General features: G+C 57.5%; 11 protein-coding genes and 1 pseudogene. 8 read left to right on the forward strand and 4 right to left on the reverse strand.

The features are described from left to right. Nucleotides 1–187 precede the first annotated feature (187 nt). From HFK74_RS00460 to fabI, 6 genes are read left to right on the forward strand one after another with little or no spacing between them, the layout of a single operon-like run. The gene (locus tag HFK74_RS00460; protein ID WP_180201907.1) at nt 188–2,020 is read left to right on the forward strand and encodes an extracellular solute-binding protein; all 1,833 of its coding nucleotides are present in this window, start codon (nt 188–190) and stop codon (nt 2,018–2,020) included. Further along, the gene (locus tag HFK74_RS00465) at nt 2,017–3,846 is read left to right on the forward strand and encodes an extracellular solute-binding protein (RefSeq protein WP_180201908.1); all 1,830 of its coding nucleotides are present in this window, start codon (nt 2,017–2,019) and stop codon (nt 3,844–3,846) included. Before HFK74_RS00460 ends, HFK74_RS00465 begins: the two co-directional genes overlap by 4 nt. A 4-nt stretch (nt 3,847–3,850) precedes the next feature. Further along, nucleotides 3,851–4,924: a microcin C ABC transporter permease YejB gene (locus HFK74_RS00470; protein WP_180201909.1), complete on the forward strand. Its 1,074-nt coding sequence runs from the start codon at nt 3,851–3,853 to the stop codon at nt 4,922–4,924. Nucleotide 4,925: 1 nt separating this feature from the next. After that, on the forward strand, nt 4,926–5,945 hold the full coding sequence (locus HFK74_RS00475) for an ABC transporter permease (protein WP_180201910.1): 1,020 nt from the start codon (nt 4,926–4,928) through the stop codon (nt 5,943–5,945). A 1-nt stretch (nt 5,946) separates the two neighbouring features. Continuing rightward, nucleotides 5,947–7,557 (forward strand): ABC transporter ATP-binding protein, encoded by a 1,611-nt coding sequence (locus HFK74_RS00480; protein ID WP_180201911.1) that lies wholly within the window; start codon nt 5,947–5,949, stop codon nt 7,555–7,557. A gap of 20 nt (nt 7,558–7,577) precedes the next feature. After that, the gene (gene fabI / locus HFK74_RS00485; RefSeq protein WP_007937760.1) at nt 7,578–8,372 is read left to right on the forward strand and encodes an enoyl-ACP reductase FabI; all 795 of its coding nucleotides are present in this window, start codon (nt 7,578–7,580) and stop codon (nt 8,370–8,372) included. Nucleotides 8,373–8,570: 198 nt separating this feature from the next. On the opposite strand, the gene HFK74_RS00490 is transcribed toward fabI, so the two are convergent. Both HFK74_RS00490 and HFK74_RS00495 read right to left on the reverse strand, forming a co-directional pair. After that, entirely contained in the window at nt 8,571–9,545 is a 975-nt protein-coding gene (locus tag HFK74_RS00490) for an RHS repeat-associated core domain-containing protein (protein WP_180201912.1), read from the reverse strand. 237 nt (nt 9,546–9,782) lie between these two features. Further along, complete coding sequence (locus tag HFK74_RS00495; RefSeq protein ID WP_180201913.1) at nt 9,783–14,153, reverse strand: SET domain-containing protein-lysine N-methyltransferase; 4,371 nt, start codon at nt 14,151–14,153, stop codon at nt 9,783–9,785. A gap of 116 nt (nt 14,154–14,269) precedes the next feature. Between HFK74_RS00495 and HFK74_RS00500 the strand changes: the two are divergent. After that, nucleotides 14,270–14,408, forward strand: a pseudogene (locus tag HFK74_RS00500) (SDR family oxidoreductase); the annotation flags it as partial. Nucleotides 14,409–14,698: 290 nt separating this feature from the next. Further along, nucleotides 14,699–15,124, forward strand: a complete 426-nt coding sequence (locus HFK74_RS00505) for a VOC family protein (RefSeq protein ID WP_180201979.1) — start codon at nt 14,699–14,701, stop codon at nt 15,122–15,124. Between the two features lie 124 nt (nt 15,125–15,248). On the opposite strand, the gene HFK74_RS00510 is transcribed toward HFK74_RS00505, so the two are convergent. Beyond that, nucleotides 15,249–15,821 carry a GGDEF domain-containing protein gene (locus tag HFK74_RS00510; protein WP_180201914.1) on the reverse strand — a complete coding sequence of 191 codons (573 nt, stop codon included), beginning with the start codon at nt 15,819–15,821 and terminating at the stop codon, nt 15,249–15,251. A 74-nt stretch (nt 15,822–15,895) separates the two neighbouring features. After that, nucleotides 15,896–16,477, reverse strand: coding sequence for a hypothetical protein (locus HFK74_RS00515; protein WP_180201915.1), 582 nt, complete (start codon nt 16,475–16,477; stop codon nt 15,896–15,898).

The raw sequence follows: 16,477 nt of genomic DNA on the forward strand, positions 1-16,477 counted from the left end.
GCTTTTTTATGCCGCATTGTAGGAGCTGAGCTTGCTCGCGATAGCGGTGTATCGGGCAACATCCATGTTGAATATGACGCCGCCATCGCGAGCAAACTCGGCTCCTAAAAACCGTTCTTTTTCCTGTCCATACAAGCTGTTACTGTACGATCCACAAAGCCCAAGCCGCCTGGATCGGATCTCTGACTTGAAGCGTCCCCTCCTCCTGCTCCTGATCAGCCTGGCCTTGAGCTCCACCGCAAGCGCGACGATCAGCGAAAGCCATGGTTATGCGCAGTTCGGCACGCTCAAGTACCCGGCCAGATTTACCCACTTCGACTGGGTCAACCCGCAAGCGCCCAAGGGCGGTACGTTGCGGGTCATGGCATTTGGCACCTTCGATACGCTCAACCCGTACACCTTCAAGGGCACAAGCCCCGTTGCCACCCCCAATTTCCTGCAGTACGGCATCAACGAGCTCAACGAGCCGCTGATGGTCGGCACCGGCCAATACGCGCCGCTCGGTGACGAGCCGACCTCCAGTTACGGCCTGATCGCCCAATCGGTGGAATACAGCGAGGACCGCAGCTGGGTCGTCTTCAACTTGCGCCCGCAAGCTCGCTTCCACGACGGCACGCCGATCACCGCCTATGACGTAGCATTCTCCTACCGTTTGCTGCTCAAGGAAGGCCATCCGCAATACCGCACCAACCTGCAGGAAGTGTCGCGGGTCGACATCCTCAACCCGCAGCGCATTCGATTCGTGTTCAAGCGTGCTGGCAATCCCCTGTTGATCCTGCGTCTGGGGGAGTTGCCGGTGCTGCCGCAGCATTACTGGAAAGGTCGCGATTTCAAGGCGACCACCTTCGAGCCGCCACTGGGCAGCGGACCGTATCGCATCACTTCGGTTACGCCGGGGCGGCAGATCGTGTTCGAGCGAGTCAAGGACTATTGGGGCAAGGACCTGCCGGTCAATCGCGGCAAGTACAATTTCGACCGCATGGAAGTCGAGTTCTACCGTGACAGTGACGTGGCGTTCGAAGCGTTCAAGGCTGGCGAATTCGACATCTATATCGAGCACCAGGCGAAGAACTGGGTCACCGGCTACAACTTCCCGGCGATCCGGCGCGGCGAGGTGATCAAGGCGCAGATCCCGCACCAGATCCCGACCCAGACCCAGGGCCTGTTCATGAACAGCCGCCGCCCGACGTTCGCCGAGTCAAAGGTTCGTGAAGCACTAGGATTGATGTTCGACTTCGAGTGGACCAACCGCACGTTGTTCAGCGGCGCCTACCAACGCGCCATGAGTTACTACCCCAACAGCGAGTTCTCCGCCAGCGGGCTGCCGGTAGGCCATGAATGGCTGTTGCTCAAGCCGTATCGCGAGCAATTGCCAGCCAGGCTGTTCACCGAGCCTTTCAGCCTGCCACAGACCCAGGGCCGCGGAATCCCCCGGGACACAATGCGCAAGGCCCTGACCCTGCTGGCCGAGGCCGGCTGGAAGCTCAACGGCCAGCGTTTGCAGAACGCGGCCGGGCAACCGCTGCGCCTGGAGATACTGCTGGTCAACCCGAACCTGGAGCGCATCCTGCAACCCTACGTCGAGAACCTGGCCAGCATCGGCATCGACGCCAGGCTGCGCACGGTCGATCGCGCGCAGTACAAGCAGCGCCTCGATCAGTTCGATTTCGACATGATCCTGATGACCCTCAACCAGACCCTCAGCCCGGGCCTCGAGCAATGGCAGTACTTTCATTCCAGCCAGGCCACGGTCAAGGGCAGCAAGAATTACGCAGGCATTGCCAACCCGGTGGTGGACCACCTGCTCGAACAATTGCTCGCCGCCAAGACCCGCGATGAACAAATCGCCGCCGGCAAGGCACTGGACCGCACGTTGCTGTGGCAGCACTACATCATTCCCAACTGGTACCTTAATTATCACCGCCTGGCCTACCGCAACCGGTTCGCCTTCGTCACGACGCCGCCCTACACCCTGGGCCTGAGCGCGTGGTGGCTGAAATCTTCGGAGAAAGATCGATGAAATCTGCAAGTGGCCTGCTCGCCCTGTTGTTCGCAGGATGGGCCTTCGCCGCCCCGCAACATGCCCTGACCCTGTACAACGAACCGCCGAAATACCCGGCCGACTTCAAGCATTTCGATTACGTCGACCCGGACGCCCCCAAGGGCGGAAAATTCCGCCAGGCCGGCTTCGGCGGTTTTGACAGCCTCAACCCGTTCATCAGCAAGGGCGTCGCGGCCAACGACATCGACCTGATCTACGACACCCTGGCGCGACAGAGCCTCGATGAGCCTTTCACGGAATATGGCCTGATCGCCGGCAAGATCGAAAAAGCCCCGAACAACGACTGGGTGCGTTTCTACTTGCGACCCGAAGCGCGATTCCATGATGGTCATCCGGTGCGCGCCGAAGACGTGGTGTTCAGCTTCCAGACCCTGGTCAAGGATGGCGCACCGATGTTTCGTGGTTACTACAGCGACGTCGAAGACGTGGTCGCCGAAGATCCGCTGACCGTGCTGTTCAAGTTCAAGCACAGCAACAACCGCGAATTGCCGTTGATCCTCGGCCAGTTGCCGGTGCTGCCCAAGCACTGGTGGGCGAGCCGCGACTTCAACAAGGGCAACCTGGAAGTCCCGCTGGGCAGCGGCCCGTACAAGGTCACCGAAGTGAAGGCCGGGCGCTCGGTGCGCTATGAACGGGTCAAGGATTACTGGGGCAAGGACCTGCCGATCAACCGCGGCTTCTACAACTTCGACGTGATGACCACCGATTACTACCGCGACAACACGGTGGCGCTGGAAGGCCTGAAGGCCGGGCAGTTCGATTACTGGCTGGAGATGACCGCAAAGAACTGGGCCAACGCCTACAATATCCCGGCGGTGACCGAAGGCCGGCTGATCAAGGAACAGATCCCCAACGGCAACCCCACCGGCATGCAAGGCTTCGTGTTCAATCTGCGCCGCCCGCTGTTCCAGGACGTGCGTGTGCGCCAGGCCCTGACCCTGCTGCTGGACTTCGAATGGACCAACAAGCAGTTGTTCAACGGCGCCTACGCAAGGACCCGCAGCTATTTCGAGAACTCGGAAATGGCCGCCACCGGTTTACCGGACGCCGATCAGCTGGCGATCCTCGATCCGTTCCGCGGCAAGCTTCCCGAGCAGGTGTTCAGCGAGGCGTTCCAGAATCCCGTGACCGATGCCAGCGGCATGATCCGCACCCAGCAACGCAAGGCCTACCAACTGCTGCAAGAGGCCGGCTGGCGCATCGTCGACGACAAGATGGTCGACGCCACCGGAAAACCGGTGAGCATCGAATTCCTGCTGGCCCAGACCGAATTCGAACGGGTGCTGCTGCCGTTCAAGCGTAACCTGAGCGACCTCGGGATCGAACTGGTGATCCGCCGGGTCGACGTTTCGCAATACGTCAACCGCGTGCGCTCGCGGGACTTCGACATGATCGTCGGCAGCTTCCCGCAGTCCAACTCGCCGGGCAACGAACAGCGCGAATTCTGGATGACCGCGGCCGCCGACAAACCCGGCAGCCGCAATTCCATGGGCCTGAAAGACCCGGTGGTGGACCAGTTGGTCGAACAACTGATCAACGCCGATTCACGCAAAAGCCTGGTGGCCCACGCCCGCGCACTGGACCGCGTGCTGCAATGGGGTTATTACGTGATCCCCAACTGGCACATCAAGACCTGGCGCGTGGCGTACTGGAACCACATCGGCCACCCCAAGGTCTCGCCTAAATACGACATCGGTATCAACACCTGGTGGATCAAGCCCGATGCGAAACCGGCCATAGAGATCGAAACCAAATTGCAAGCCGACCCTGCGGGCACGGAGTAATCAGATGCTGGCGTATATTTTTCGGCGACTGCTGCTGATCATCCCGACACTGTTCGGCATCCTGCTGATCAACTTCGTGATCATCCAGGCGGCCCCCGGTGGCCCCGTGGAACAGATGATCGCCAAGCTCGAGGGCTTCGAAGGGGCCACCAGCCGCATCGCCGGCGGCGGTGCCGAGGTGTCGGTGGCAGGCTCGGCCTATCGCGGCGCACAGGGCCTGGACCCGGCCTTGATCAAGGAAATCGAGCACATGTACGGCTTCGACAAATCGGCGCCGGAACGCTTGTGGATCATGGTCAAGAACTATGCCTCCCTGGATTTCGGCGACAGTTTCTTCCGCGATGCCAAGGTCATCGACCTGATCAAGGAAAAGATGCCGGTGTCGATCTCCCTCGGGCTGTGGAGCACCCTGATCATGTACCTGGTGTCGATCCCGCTGGGGATCGCCAAGGCCACGCGGCACGGCAGCCACTTCGACGTCTGGACCAGTTCGGCGATCATCGTCGGCTATGCGATCCCGGCGTTCCTGTTCGCCATCCTGCTGATCGTGGTGTTTGCCGGCGGCAGTTACCTGGACTGGTTCCCGTTGCGTGGGCTGACCTCGAACAACTTCGACGAACTGAGCATGGGCGGCAAGATCCTCGACTACTTCTGGCACCTGGCACTTCCGGTGACCGCACTGGTGATCGGCAACTTCGCGACCATGACCCTGCTGACCAAGAACAGCTTCCTCGATGAAATCAACAAGCAGTACGTGGTTACCGCCAAGGCCAAGGGCCTGACCAATCACAAGGTTCTGTACGGCCATGTGTTTCGCAACGCCATGCTGCTGGTGATCGCCGGCTTCCCTTCGGCGTTCATCGGCATCTTCTTCACCGGCTCGTTGCTGGTGGAGGTGATCTTCTCCCTCGACGGCCTGGGCCTGATGAGTTTCGAAGCGGCGATCAACCGCGACTACCCGGTGGTCTTCGGCACCCTGTTCATCTTCACCCTGCTGGGGCTGGTGGTGAAGCTGATCGGCGACCTCACCTACACCTTCGTCGATCCGCGCATCGACTTCGAAAGCCGGGAGCATTGAGATGAACCTGTCCCCTCTCAATCGACGACGTTTCGAACTGTTCAAGGCCAACAAACGCGGCTGGTGGTCGATGTGGCTGTTCCTGATCCTGTTCGGCGCCAGTCTCGGCGCCGAGTTGATCGCCAACGACAAGCCGCTGGTGGTGCACTACGACAACGGCTGGTACTTCCCGGCCCTCAAGCGCTACCCGGAAACCACCTTCGGCGGGGAATTCCCGCTGGAAGCCAACTACAAGAGCCCATACATCCGCGAACTGCTCAAGGCCAAGGACGCCTGGGTGTTGTGGGCGCCGATTCCCTACAGCTACCAGAGCATCAACTACGACCTGAAGGTCCCGGCCCCCGCGCCTCCGTCGACCGATAACCTGCTGGGCACCGATGACCAGGGCCGCGATGTGCTGGCGCGGGTGATCTACGGCTTCCGCATTTCCGTGTTGTTTGCCCTGACGCTGACGTTGCTCAGCTCGCTCATCGGTGTGATCGCCGGTGCGCTGCAGGGTTTCTATGGCGGCTGGGTGGACTTGGCCGGGCAACGTTTCCTGGAGATCTGGTCCGGGTTGCCGGTGCTGTATCTGCTGATCATCCTCGCCAGCTTCGTCCAGCCGAACTTCTGGTGGCTGCTGGGGATCATGCTGCTGTTTTCCTGGATGAGCCTGGTGGACGTGGTGCGCGCCGAGTTCCTGCGTGGGCGCAACCTTGAATACGTGCGTGCAGCGCGGGCATTGGGCATGCAGAATGGCGCGATCATGTTCCGTCATATCCTGCCCAACGCCATGGTCTCGACCATGACCTTCATGCCGTTCATCCTGACCGGCGCCATCGGCACCCTGACCGCCCTGGACTTCCTCGGCTTCGGCTTGCCGGCCGGCAGTCCGTCACTGGGTGAGCTGGTAGCCCAGGGCAAATCCAACCTGCAAGCGCCCTGGCTGGGCATGAGCGCGTTTGCCGTGCTGGCGTTGATGTTGAGTTTGCTGGTGTTCATCGGCGAGTCCGCTCGCGATGCCTTCGACCCGAGGAAGTGAAATGAATCAGCACAATCTGATCGAAGTGCGCGACCTGGCCGTCGAATTTGTCGTTGGCGAGCGCTGCCAACGGGTGGTCGAAGGTGTCAGCTTCGACATCAAGCGCGGCGAAACCCTGGCGCTGGTGGGTGAAAGCGGCTCCGGCAAATCGGTGACGGCGCATTCGATCCTGCGCCTGCTGCCCTACCCGCTCGCCCGGCACCCGTCGGGGACCATCGTGTATTCCGGGCAGAACCTGCTGGACCTGAAAGAGAAAACCATCCGCCACATCCGCGGCAACCGGATCGCGATGATCTTCCAGGAACCGATGACCTCGCTCAACCCGCTGCACTCGATTGAGAAACAAATCAACGAGGTGTTGCGCACCCACAAGGGCCTGATCGGCAAAGTCGCGACCAAACGCACCCTGGAACTGCTGGAAATGGTCGGCATCCCGGAGCCGGAAAAACGCCTCAAGGCTCTGCCCCACGAATTGTCCGGCGGCCAGCGCCAGCGCGTGATGATCGCCATGGCCCTGGCGAACGAGCCGGAACTGTTGATTGCCGACGAGCCAACCACCGCCCTGGACGTGACCGTACAACTGAAAATCCTCGAATTGCTCAAGCAATTGCAGGCCCGATTGGGCATGGCGCTGCTACTGATCAGTCACGATTTGAACCTTGTGCGAAGAATTGCGCATCGCGTATGTGTCATGCAGCGCGGTTGCATCGTCGAACAGGCATCGTGCGAAGAATTGTTCCGCGCGCCGCAGCATCCGTACACTCGGGAACTGCTGGCAGCGGAGCCCAGCGGAAAGCCTGCGACCAATGTTATCGGCCCGCCATTGCTTGCGGTCGAGGACCTGAAAGTCTGGTTCCCGATCAAGAAAGGCCTGCTGAAAAAGACCGTGGATTACGTCAAGGCGGTCGATGGCATCAATTTCAGCCTGCCCCAGGGCCAGACCCTGGGGATCGTGGGTGAAAGCGGTTCCGGCAAGTCGACACTGGGCCTGGCAATCCTGCGCTTGATCGGCAGTAAAGGCGGCATCCGTTTTGAAGGCAAGCAGCTCGACAGCCTGACGCAGCAACAGGTGCGGCCGCTGCGGCGGGAGATGCAGGTGGTGTTCCAGGACCCCTTCGGCAGCCTGAGCCCGCGTATGTGCGTGAGCCAGATCGTCGGCGAAGGCCTGCGGATCCACAAGATGGGCAGCGAGGCCGAACAGGAACAAGCGATCATTGCGGCACTCAAGGAGGTAGGTCTGGACCCGGAAACCCGGCACCGCTACCCCCACGAATTTTCCGGCGGGCAACGGCAGAGAATCGCCATTGCCCGGGCTTTAGTGCTAAAACCGGCGTTGATTCTGCTGGACGAGCCGACTTCGGCCCTCGACCGCACCGTGCAACGCCAAGTGGTCGAGCTTTTACGATCATTGCAAAGCAAGTACAACCTGACGTATCTGTTCATCAGCCATGACCTGGCTGTCGTCAAGGCGCTGAGCCACCAGCTGATGGTGGTCAAGCAGGGCCAAGTGGTCGAACAGGGAGACGCGCAAAGCATTTTTGCCGCCCCCCAACATCCGTATACACAGCAGTTGCTGGAAGCCGCCTTTTTGGCACCAGCCACTGCGCAATAACCTGAAAAGAGGAGCAACACATGGGTTTTCTCGCCGGTAAGCGCGTACTGATCGTCGGTGTCGCCAGCAAGCTGTCCATCGCATCCGGCATCGCTGCCGCCATGCATCGCGAGGGCGCTGAGCTTGCCTTCACTTATCAGAACGACAAACTCAAGGGTCGTGTCGAAGAGTTCGCACAAGGCTGGGGTTCGAGCCCTGAGCTGTGCTTCCCGTGCGACGTGGCCAGCGATGCCGAAATCGCCAAGGTCTTCGAAGAACTGAGCAAGAAGTGGGACGGCCTGGACTGCATCGTGCACTCCGTGGGCTTCGCCCCGGGCGACCAACTGGACGGCGACTTCACCGAAGCCACCACCCGTGAAGGTTTCCGCATCGCTCACGACATCAGCGCCTACAGCTTCGTGGCCCTGGCCAAGGCCGGCCGCGAAATGATGAAAGGCCGCAACGGCAGCCTGCTGACCCTGTCGTACCTGGGCGCCGAGCGCACCATGCCTAACTACAACGTAATGGGTATGGCCAAGGCTTCCCTGGAAGCTGGCGTACGTTACCTGGCCGGCTCCCTGGGCCCGGACGGTACCCGCGTGAACTGCGTATCGGCAGGCCCGATCCGCACTCTCGCCGCTTCCGGCATCAAGAACTTCCGCAAGATGCTGGCCGCCAACGAAGCGCAAACCCCGCTGCGTCGCAACGTCACCATCGAAGAAGTCGGCAACGCCGGCGCCTTCCTGTGCTCGGACCTGGCGTCGGGCATCAGCGGTGAAATCATGTACGTGGACGGTGGTTTCAACACCACGGCCATGGGCAACATCGAAGAGTGATCTTCGGTTAGCCATTAAAAAACCCGCCTTTTCAGGCGGGTTTTTTACATCATTTTCCTCACTGCCATAGCTTTAGCAACCGGTCTCGTGCTCATTCCAATGGCGCCTACACCCAATAAGCCAAATTGAGTGGCGACTTGATCAACAGTCCTATTAGATTGCACTAAAGCACGGCCCGGCCGCGGAGCGGATTGTGCTCTAGCCGGTGCAGGGGGGGGGAATGGATGCGACTTCGGCAGCACTTACTGATCTGGGCGGCAGATACTCTGTAAGTATGAGATTGTCAAACTGCGTATTCGGGATACGATGGGTCGCTCCGGATTGCGCAATTGTTCGCAAGTCTGCATCGGGACGAAGACCCAGGCCATATTCAAGCACTTGAGGGCTACCGGTATGGTGGACGCCGAAAATTTGTGCATCGGGGCCGGCACGTCTCAAGAAAGCGTCTGCGACCTCAACATTTAACGTTGTATAGAGACCTGGCCCTAATAGCTCTCCGCCAGCATGCATAGCTGCCCCTGAAAGCGTACCGCCATTATTGAGCTCGAGAAGCGGCGCTCTTTTCCCGACAAAATACCCAAAGAAGTTGCTGGGCAAATTTGAAGGTAACATTTCCAGCGCTTTGCTTGCCACGATAACCAAGTGCCCACTCGGATCCGTCCGCATCACTGGATTCCCCTGACAATACGCATACGCATTCATCCCCCCCTTGCCAAAGGGACTCCAACTGTCCGGACTGTTAAACCGCATCAACACCGGATTAAACGCCCGATAGCCATTACCCAGTAAATAATGCCCGGTCACCGGGTCCGGGCGCTCACCGTTGAATCCCAGCAGACTGGTCAAGCCATTTTCATTTCGGCGGTGGCCGTAAGGTGAATAAGTCACTGGCTGTTGCGAGGCGCTGCTTTTGAATACATGCAGCACCGAACGTTGTTGATCGGTGGTCAGCAGAGCGACATCCAATCCATCGCCATTTCGATGTTGCTCCGCAAGCAACAGACCACCCTGCTGAATGATGGAACAACGGGCCGCTCCCTGTATCTCGGTCGCCAAGCGACTTTTGCAGTAAAAGCGCTGGTGCACAGGGGCATTTGGCTGGTCGTGACTGGTCACGCGATCCAGTGGGTCGTAGCGATAATGGCTGAGCAGGATTGGCAGTGACGAATCCATGGGAGCTCCTGTTTTACAAGTGCTGGGAGCCTGAGTGTTGACTGCAATGCCAAGAAGGACAACTATCAGAACTGATAGGTAGGGACCCATAACGCGATCGAAAAATCTTGTACGCGCACAGTGGCTTCAACACCATTGCCATGGGCAATCTCGTAGAGCAATCCCATAAAAACCCGCCAGCTGGCGGGTTTTTATGGAATTGCTCAACCTTGAAAACACCAAATGCTTGAGTGTCGTTCAAGTCCAATCGTAAGCGTCTCCATAATCGAGAAGGAGTTCATCCCCCTTCTTGATGTCTTGCCAGGCCACAAAAAACGTCATGTATCTTCCAACGCTAATGGATGCCACGTTTTCAGCGCCCAACGATGGCCTGCCTGGCGCGTTAGGACTATTGACCAAACTTAAAATATTACCGCTGCCATGAGCGCTGATCGTTCCGTCATTTGAAAACGAGCTAAAGGCGTAACTGTTCACAGGTTTATGGCCTTTTTCTGCAATCTCCTCCAGCAGGGTTTTACTTCCAAAATGCAACTTCCCGGAATAGGGGCCCAGCACTTCGAATCTTTTAATGTCACGCTTCGCAACGACCGATCGACCACGCGCGGGCCCATTCGTCAGCACTTTAGTTTCCATGAGCTGATCAAACCTTGGTGCGAGGTTATTATCGTTTCGAATCCAGTCTTGAACGTCCCGGGTGATTTTTTCGTGCAATTTCGACTTTGTGGCCGCGGGCGTCACGTTATCGAGTAGCTGATTCCAGTAGGTCACCACAATTTCATCAGCCGTTGCTGGGCGCCCTTTTAGTCCACCAGGCCCTTCAGCTCTTAGTGTGAGGCTCTCTTTAACATTGTTCGGGTCCTGCAGAATCGGCAACGAATTGTCTATGTCATGACCCAGGTGAGGCCCATCCTCAAGATCTGGTCGGGGGCGCTTGCTACTTGCGGGCGCACTCTCTTCTGCCGGACGTTTAGTGCCCCGACTTTTGCGTGCGAAGGGTGGCCTGGGCGTGGGCTCACCAAAGATAAGGAGCTCTTTTCCAGATTTTGTAAGATCACCTGTTTCGCCCACGTAAGTTTCCCAACGCATTGGATTCAGATTGTTTTGCTCAGCAAAATCAACGGCAGTCAGCTTATTGTCTCGTGACTTATATAGCGCCTGCCAAGCGTCCAGATGTTCATAGGTGATATTGGTAAACTCCTCACCCTTAGCGTGTTTCACCAGCACCTTTCCAGCGGCTTTAAGCTTGCCATATTGGTCGATGTGTTCCATGAATGATGCAAGATTGAGGTTGTGTCGGTTGGCAAAACCCTCTTGTGTCAATCGATCACGTCCCCGTTGAGATTGAGCTTGCCAGTGCCTCAAATGCTTTTCAGTCACTGCGGTCTGAACGTTCCTTGCCCTTTGGAGCATTTGTTGCCCTTCACTGGTGAGTCCAAGACTCAACTGCGCATACTGTCTGAATTCCTGGGGATCGAGTCGGTATCTTGAGGCGAATTCGCGCACGGCCGACTCTTCGAGCGAATTATTCAACTTCTGCCATTTCACCAGGTGGTTGTGGGTGATCAAGTCATAGTCATCAGGCGCTCCTCCACTCAACCCGATCTTCTGCCACTGACCAGCGTCCGCTGACCCTACCCGCAACTCTGTTTGCCGGTTGGTTTTGTAATTGACGATATTGACAGAGACCACATCGGCATTGAGATCGAAATCATTGCGGATTTGATAGACCGCGATATTTCCGCCTTCATCTATGTTGCAGATGTAGTGCCGCTGAGCATCGACGCTTCGGTAAATCCCTTTGGCATTAGGCGTGAGCCCCGCTATGCATACTGCTGGCGCCGCATAATGACGGTGGACCAGGTTGCTGATGGCTGTTCTCGGCGCCCGGTAGCTCGGTCCGAAAATGTGTTGGGTGGATGGATCGATCAGGCGGAAATCGTCGGACGCCGGGCTGCCGGTGTTGCGCATCGGGACATTATCGATACCGTCAACTTTGCTCAGCAGGTCACCCGTACGCAGCGGTTTCCAGGTTGCTGGATTCACCGAGATCAGATGATGAACGCCGGGGGAAATGATGTTCATCGATAATTTGCTGAGTTGAGTGATGCCTCTATTGATTTGCCTCGCGCCTGCACCCGCTAATTTGAGCGAGACGGTACCTCCCAGCTTGAGCAATGTCAGCGGGCCGGCCAGCGGATTGAGTTCCTTTAGTGTCGAGATCGCCAATTGTTTGGTCAGTACAGTGAATCGAGGCAGGGCAACACGAATACCGACTTTCCCGCCCTGGACCGCCAGCCGAGCTAAACCGGAGACGTATCTTCCGACTGGCGCACCGAACGATACGATATCGGTAAACAGGGCCAGGCCACCTCGTTCAATGCCCTGTGGATCGCCCGATGACAGGTCGTCTATCGCCCCCCAGACAGGCACCACCATTTTCCCCCAGAAAGAGCCCTCCTCCAGCAACGTTTGCACGAGGTCCGATTCTCGAGTGTCTTTTCTGGTTTGCTCCAGGAGTGCCTGTTCGTCACAGAAGAACAGCCCCCTCGTGACCATTTCTGCCAGGTCCTCACTGCGCCGGGAATTGAGCAGGTTGGCGTCAAAGGATTCTTCGCGAGGAGCGGCTACGATGGGGGATAGCGTTCGGCCGACCTGCTCGGCGATCAATAAGCGACCCTCTGAGGGTTTGCTTCCTTCCTTATAGGCCGACCAGTCGAACCCCAGTTCGGTACCGAGCCTGAACGTTGCTCTGCCAGGGCGGGAACTGCTGCCGGTTGACCGCACCTCTGACAAGCCACCAATGAGCAAGTCACGGATGTCTTCGCGAGCACGGGCCACGCCAGCCCTGGGAAACACTTCCATGTAGTATTTGTGGTTGCGGAAAACAGTCTCGATGATGAACCCTGCCCGCCCCCGGACCGCATCTGTGTTGCTTTTGGTTTCGTGTTGAATTTGCGTTTGGGGAAGAGGTTCTCTCAAGGAGTACACCCTGACTTCACCATTGGCGATGCTGTGTCGATAGAATGACGGAAGTTGCGTGAGAAGCCCATTGATCAGGGTTCTGTAGGCAGCCTTCGGCGCATCGAGGGACAAGTGGAACGCCTCTGCAAACGCCTCATCCGAAGCGAAACGCCAACGGCTGGGCAGGTTCAGGACCAAGTCCTGGACCGCCTCGGTCATTTCGCGCTCATGCTCTTCCAGAACCGTTACGGCTCGCTCGATTTCATCGACCGAGTAACCTTCATGCTTTATCGCCAGCACCCCATTGCTGACGGCCCATTGCACTGCCGGAGCCAGTCTGGATGTAGCAACCAGCGATTGGTGTTCAGGTGAAGCGGCACGATGATGTTCGGCTGGCAGGTTGAGCAACTGCTCAAAAGTCATGTGTTTTGACGAACCGCAAGCCATCGCCTCCGCCAGCAGAAACCCGCTCCTGAAATTGACCCACGCGCTGGAGCCGGTATAGATCAAATCATCCGGAATATCACGGACCCAAAGCTCGGAAGAGGTATTCGCTTCGATGACGCGCATCACCAGACGCGCGACAGGCTCGAAAGTGTCCAGGCGACTCATCAAGTCCTTTACGATGTCATTGCGTATGAAAGAATAGTTAACCCCCTGGCCGGTGAACTGCTCGATATCATAGTGTGAATATAAACATTCCGGCCGAGTCGGTGGTGCCGCGATGCTCAACCAAAGTGCACGCCACACCAGTTTCGCCAATACCGGTTGCGGGCAGGTTTCTCCTTCTTTGCTGCCATGCCAGTCCAGTGCCTTGACGAGCCTGCGGCCCAGGGCAAGGCTGTTTTCCGAATTCACCAATTGTTCAAGAACAACCGTCGGTGTATGGGTAACTTGTTGCTCCAACTCGACTGTAAAAAAATGCTGGGCCAAGTGATTGATCAGCGACGTTGCATGCTCCGCTCGAACTTGATAAACAACCTCGAGTATGCACTTATCGTCGTATTCATCCATGACCGGATCAAGATCACTGAATTGACCGTCGTGCCCCAGTATGAAGGCGGCGCGAAGCTCCTTCAGACGATCCAGCGCGGCCGTCCATTGAACGGCCGTCTGCGGCGACGATGGGGTAATCAAGTAATATTTCAAGACAAGTTCGAGCCGAATCGTACCGTCGCTTCGGATGCCATCGCCAATGATGCGATGGACGTCCAGGAGAACTGCAATATCGTGCTGCCAATAAACAGGAATATCATCAAGCAGTAACTTTACGTTACCAATGGAAAGTACCAGAGCCGGCAAAGGCGTCTCTACCTTGGGACTACTCAACAAAGGTACGATCACATGATGCCAGAACCAATCCGTTTCGCTGGGGCGGATAATTCCGTTTTTCTTGTCTTGCAAGTACTGTTGAAATTCTTCGTCTGCGTCAAGTTTTTTCAGAACCGCAAACGCCTCGGCGCAGACATTGCCCAGTGCAGAATGGGTGGGCGGAGGGTAAAATAAATGTGTTGCCGCCGATGAAGAATAACCATGGACACGCAAAGTACCGTTTATGAGTTGCTCCATGTAACCAATTAAATGATCAATATCCTGCAGGCGCTTTTCTGGTCGTTTGAAATAGAAGTCGGAAATAGCATTATTCAAAATACAACCCTCATGAAATTCAATTCTGCTTTAGTATTTTTTATATTTAGCAGACATGAGCGCACAACTCACCTTGCAATAAGTGACAATTCATTCAACGCCAAAAACAGGACGTGGACGGTACTCGCGTGAAGTGCATATCGGCAGGCCCTTCGCACCCTCGCCGCTTTCGTCTTCAAGAACTTGCGTAAGATGCTGGCCACCAACGAAGCGCAAACCCCGCTGCATCGCAACGTCACCCTCGAAGAAGTCGGCACGCCGGCGCCTTTCTGTGGTGATCTTCGGTTCCATTGAAAAACCGCCTTTTTTGGCGGTTTTTTCATGCCTGCAATTTCGCGTACGTTGCTGATCCCTGCTTGCTCGCGACAGCGGTGTATCAATCGACATCCATTGTGAATTTTGGCCCGTTATCGCGGGCAAGCCCGCTCCCGCAGGTTTTTTGTTTAGTAAGCAAATGGGGTCAGACACTCGCCCGCCGAATATCTTTCAATCGGAAAGTACAGGTCTACACTGGGCATCATCTCACGCAAATCGAGGCACGCCAGATGCAGCTCTCCCCTTTTCACTTGGCCATTCCGGTGTATGACCTGGCTGCTGCGCGGCACTTCTATGGCAGCGTGTTCGGCCTTGAAGAAGGCCGCTCCAGCGACCATTGGGTCGATTTCAATTTCTTCGGCCATCAACTGGTGATCCACCTCGCGCCAAAAAACGCCTCGCAGGAAGCCGTCCACACCAACGCCGTCGACGGCCACGACGTGCCGGTGCCGCATTTCGGTGTGGTGCTGGGGATGGCGGAGTGGGAGGCATTGGCCGAGCGGCTGAAGGCATTGGAGACGCGTTTTGTGATTGAACCGGGGATTCGTTTTCAGGGATTGGTGGGTGAACAGGCGACGATGTTTTTGTTCGATCCGTGTGGAAATGCGCTGGAGTTCAAGGCGTTCAAGGATATTGGGCAGTTGTTTGCCAAATGAGGGAAGGCGTTGCCTTCAAGGCCGCCTTCGCGAGCAAGCCCGCTCCCACATTTGACCGAGTTGAAATGCTATCAATTGTGGGAGCGAGCCTGCTCGCGAAGAGGCCCGTAAAAACAACGCTGAACTAACGGCCCAACGCTTTTTCAGCCTCAACCAGCAGCTCTTCAACCGAACCATGAACCGCCGGGTCATGCTCGATCTGCCCGATACTGAAACGAATCTCATACCCGCGATGCGCCGTGGCCTTGCGCTCATCGAGCATTTCTTCAAGCCGCGCCTTGATCGCCGCGATATCCACGCCTGCAGAGCCGGTGAGCAAGGCCACGAACGTGGAACCCTCCAGCCGCCCGATCACGTCGCTCTCACGAAAACCGATGCGCAGTACATCGGCAAAGATTTTCAGCGCCTTGTCACCTTCGGTGCGACCAAACAGGTAGTTGATGCGCTTGAACTCGTCGAGGTTGAAGAACAGCAGCGTCGCCGGCCGGCCCAGTTGCTGGCAGGCGTCCAGGCCCGATTGAGCCAGGGCGAGGAAACCGTGCCGGTTGGGCAGCAGCGTCAACTCATCCATGCTCGCCATCTGCACCCCGATCAGCTCTTGCTCAGCCTTGCGGGCCAGATCGCGCAGTAGCTCACGCTCCTGCTGTGGCGTCCCTGCACGTTCACAAGATTTGTGCGGTTTGCCTGAGATCAGCATCACATACTCCATGGGTGGGTATGTTGTTTAGAGTCCTCAATATCGGGTTTGACTCCATGTCGACTCGCCGTTGGTCAGCTACCCACTACCGGACACGGCCCGCCGGCGTCCGCCCAGCGCTTGAACTGCGTGACAAAAATATCGTGCGGCACCGGCACTGGCGCACGATCACCGCCAGGATTCCAGCCCCAAAGCACCAGTTTGTCTTCGTTGACGTGCTTGATCAGCGCCGCGAAATCGCGGTCACCGTTGCTCGCGCGGTCCTTGATCATGCTGCACAGCTGGTCGGGCGGCAGGCCGATCCAGGCCATTTTGTGCGCCGCTGGCGGCAAGCTCCAATGCGGTGCACCGGGTGGCGCATTCGGACCGTAACTGGCCGGAGGATTGGCTTCGGCATGGCAACTGGCGCAAGGCAAACCCGCCGCGCCCTTGCCGTCCATGCCGCGCACGACGTTCATCGCATGGGGCGTTCCCGCGTCGAACTGCAAGGGCGAATCGCCAGGAATGTGGCAGTTCTGGCAACGGGGGCTCTGGAACACCTGGCGAACCGTGTCGAAGGCCTTCACGGCCTCCTTGTCATCGGCGAACAGCTCCGTTGCATAGATAAACAGGCAAATCAGCAGCACCGAGCCGAGCAACCAATGGTGTCTTTTCAT

The sequence above is a fragment of the Pseudomonas sp. SbOxS1 genome (genome assembly GCF_013416725.1).
GTDB lineage: Bacteria > Pseudomonadota > Gammaproteobacteria > Pseudomonadales > Pseudomonadaceae > Aquipseudomonas.

Coding starts and splice junctions, on each gene's coding strand:
- HFK74_RS00465 (WP_180201908.1), top strand. CDS start 2,017: ATGAAATCTGCAAGTGGCCTGCTCGCCCTGTTGTTCGCAGGATGGGCC.
- HFK74_RS00510 (WP_180201914.1), bottom strand. CDS start 15,821: ATGCTGATCTCAGGCAAACCGCACAAATCTTGTGAACGTGCAGGGACG.
- HFK74_RS00480 (WP_180201911.1), top strand. CDS start 5,947: ATGAATCAGCACAATCTGATCGAAGTGCGCGACCTGGCCGTCGAATTT.
- HFK74_RS00515 (WP_180201915.1), bottom strand. CDS start 16,477: ATGAAAAGACACCATTGGTTGCTCGGCTCGGTGCTGCTGATTTGCCTG.
- HFK74_RS00470 (WP_180201909.1), top strand. CDS start 3,851: ATGCTGGCGTATATTTTTCGGCGACTGCTGCTGATCATCCCGACACTG.
- HFK74_RS00475 (WP_180201910.1), top strand. CDS start 4,926: ATGAACCTGTCCCCTCTCAATCGACGACGTTTCGAACTGTTCAAGGCC.
- fabI (WP_007937760.1), top strand. CDS start 7,578: ATGGGTTTTCTCGCCGGTAAGCGCGTACTGATCGTCGGTGTCGCCAGC.
- HFK74_RS00490 (WP_180201912.1), bottom strand. CDS start 9,545: ATGGATTCGTCACTGCCAATCCTGCTCAGCCATTATCGCTACGACCCA.
- HFK74_RS00505 (WP_180201979.1), top strand. CDS start 14,699: ATGCAGCTCTCCCCTTTTCACTTGGCCATTCCGGTGTATGACCTGGCT.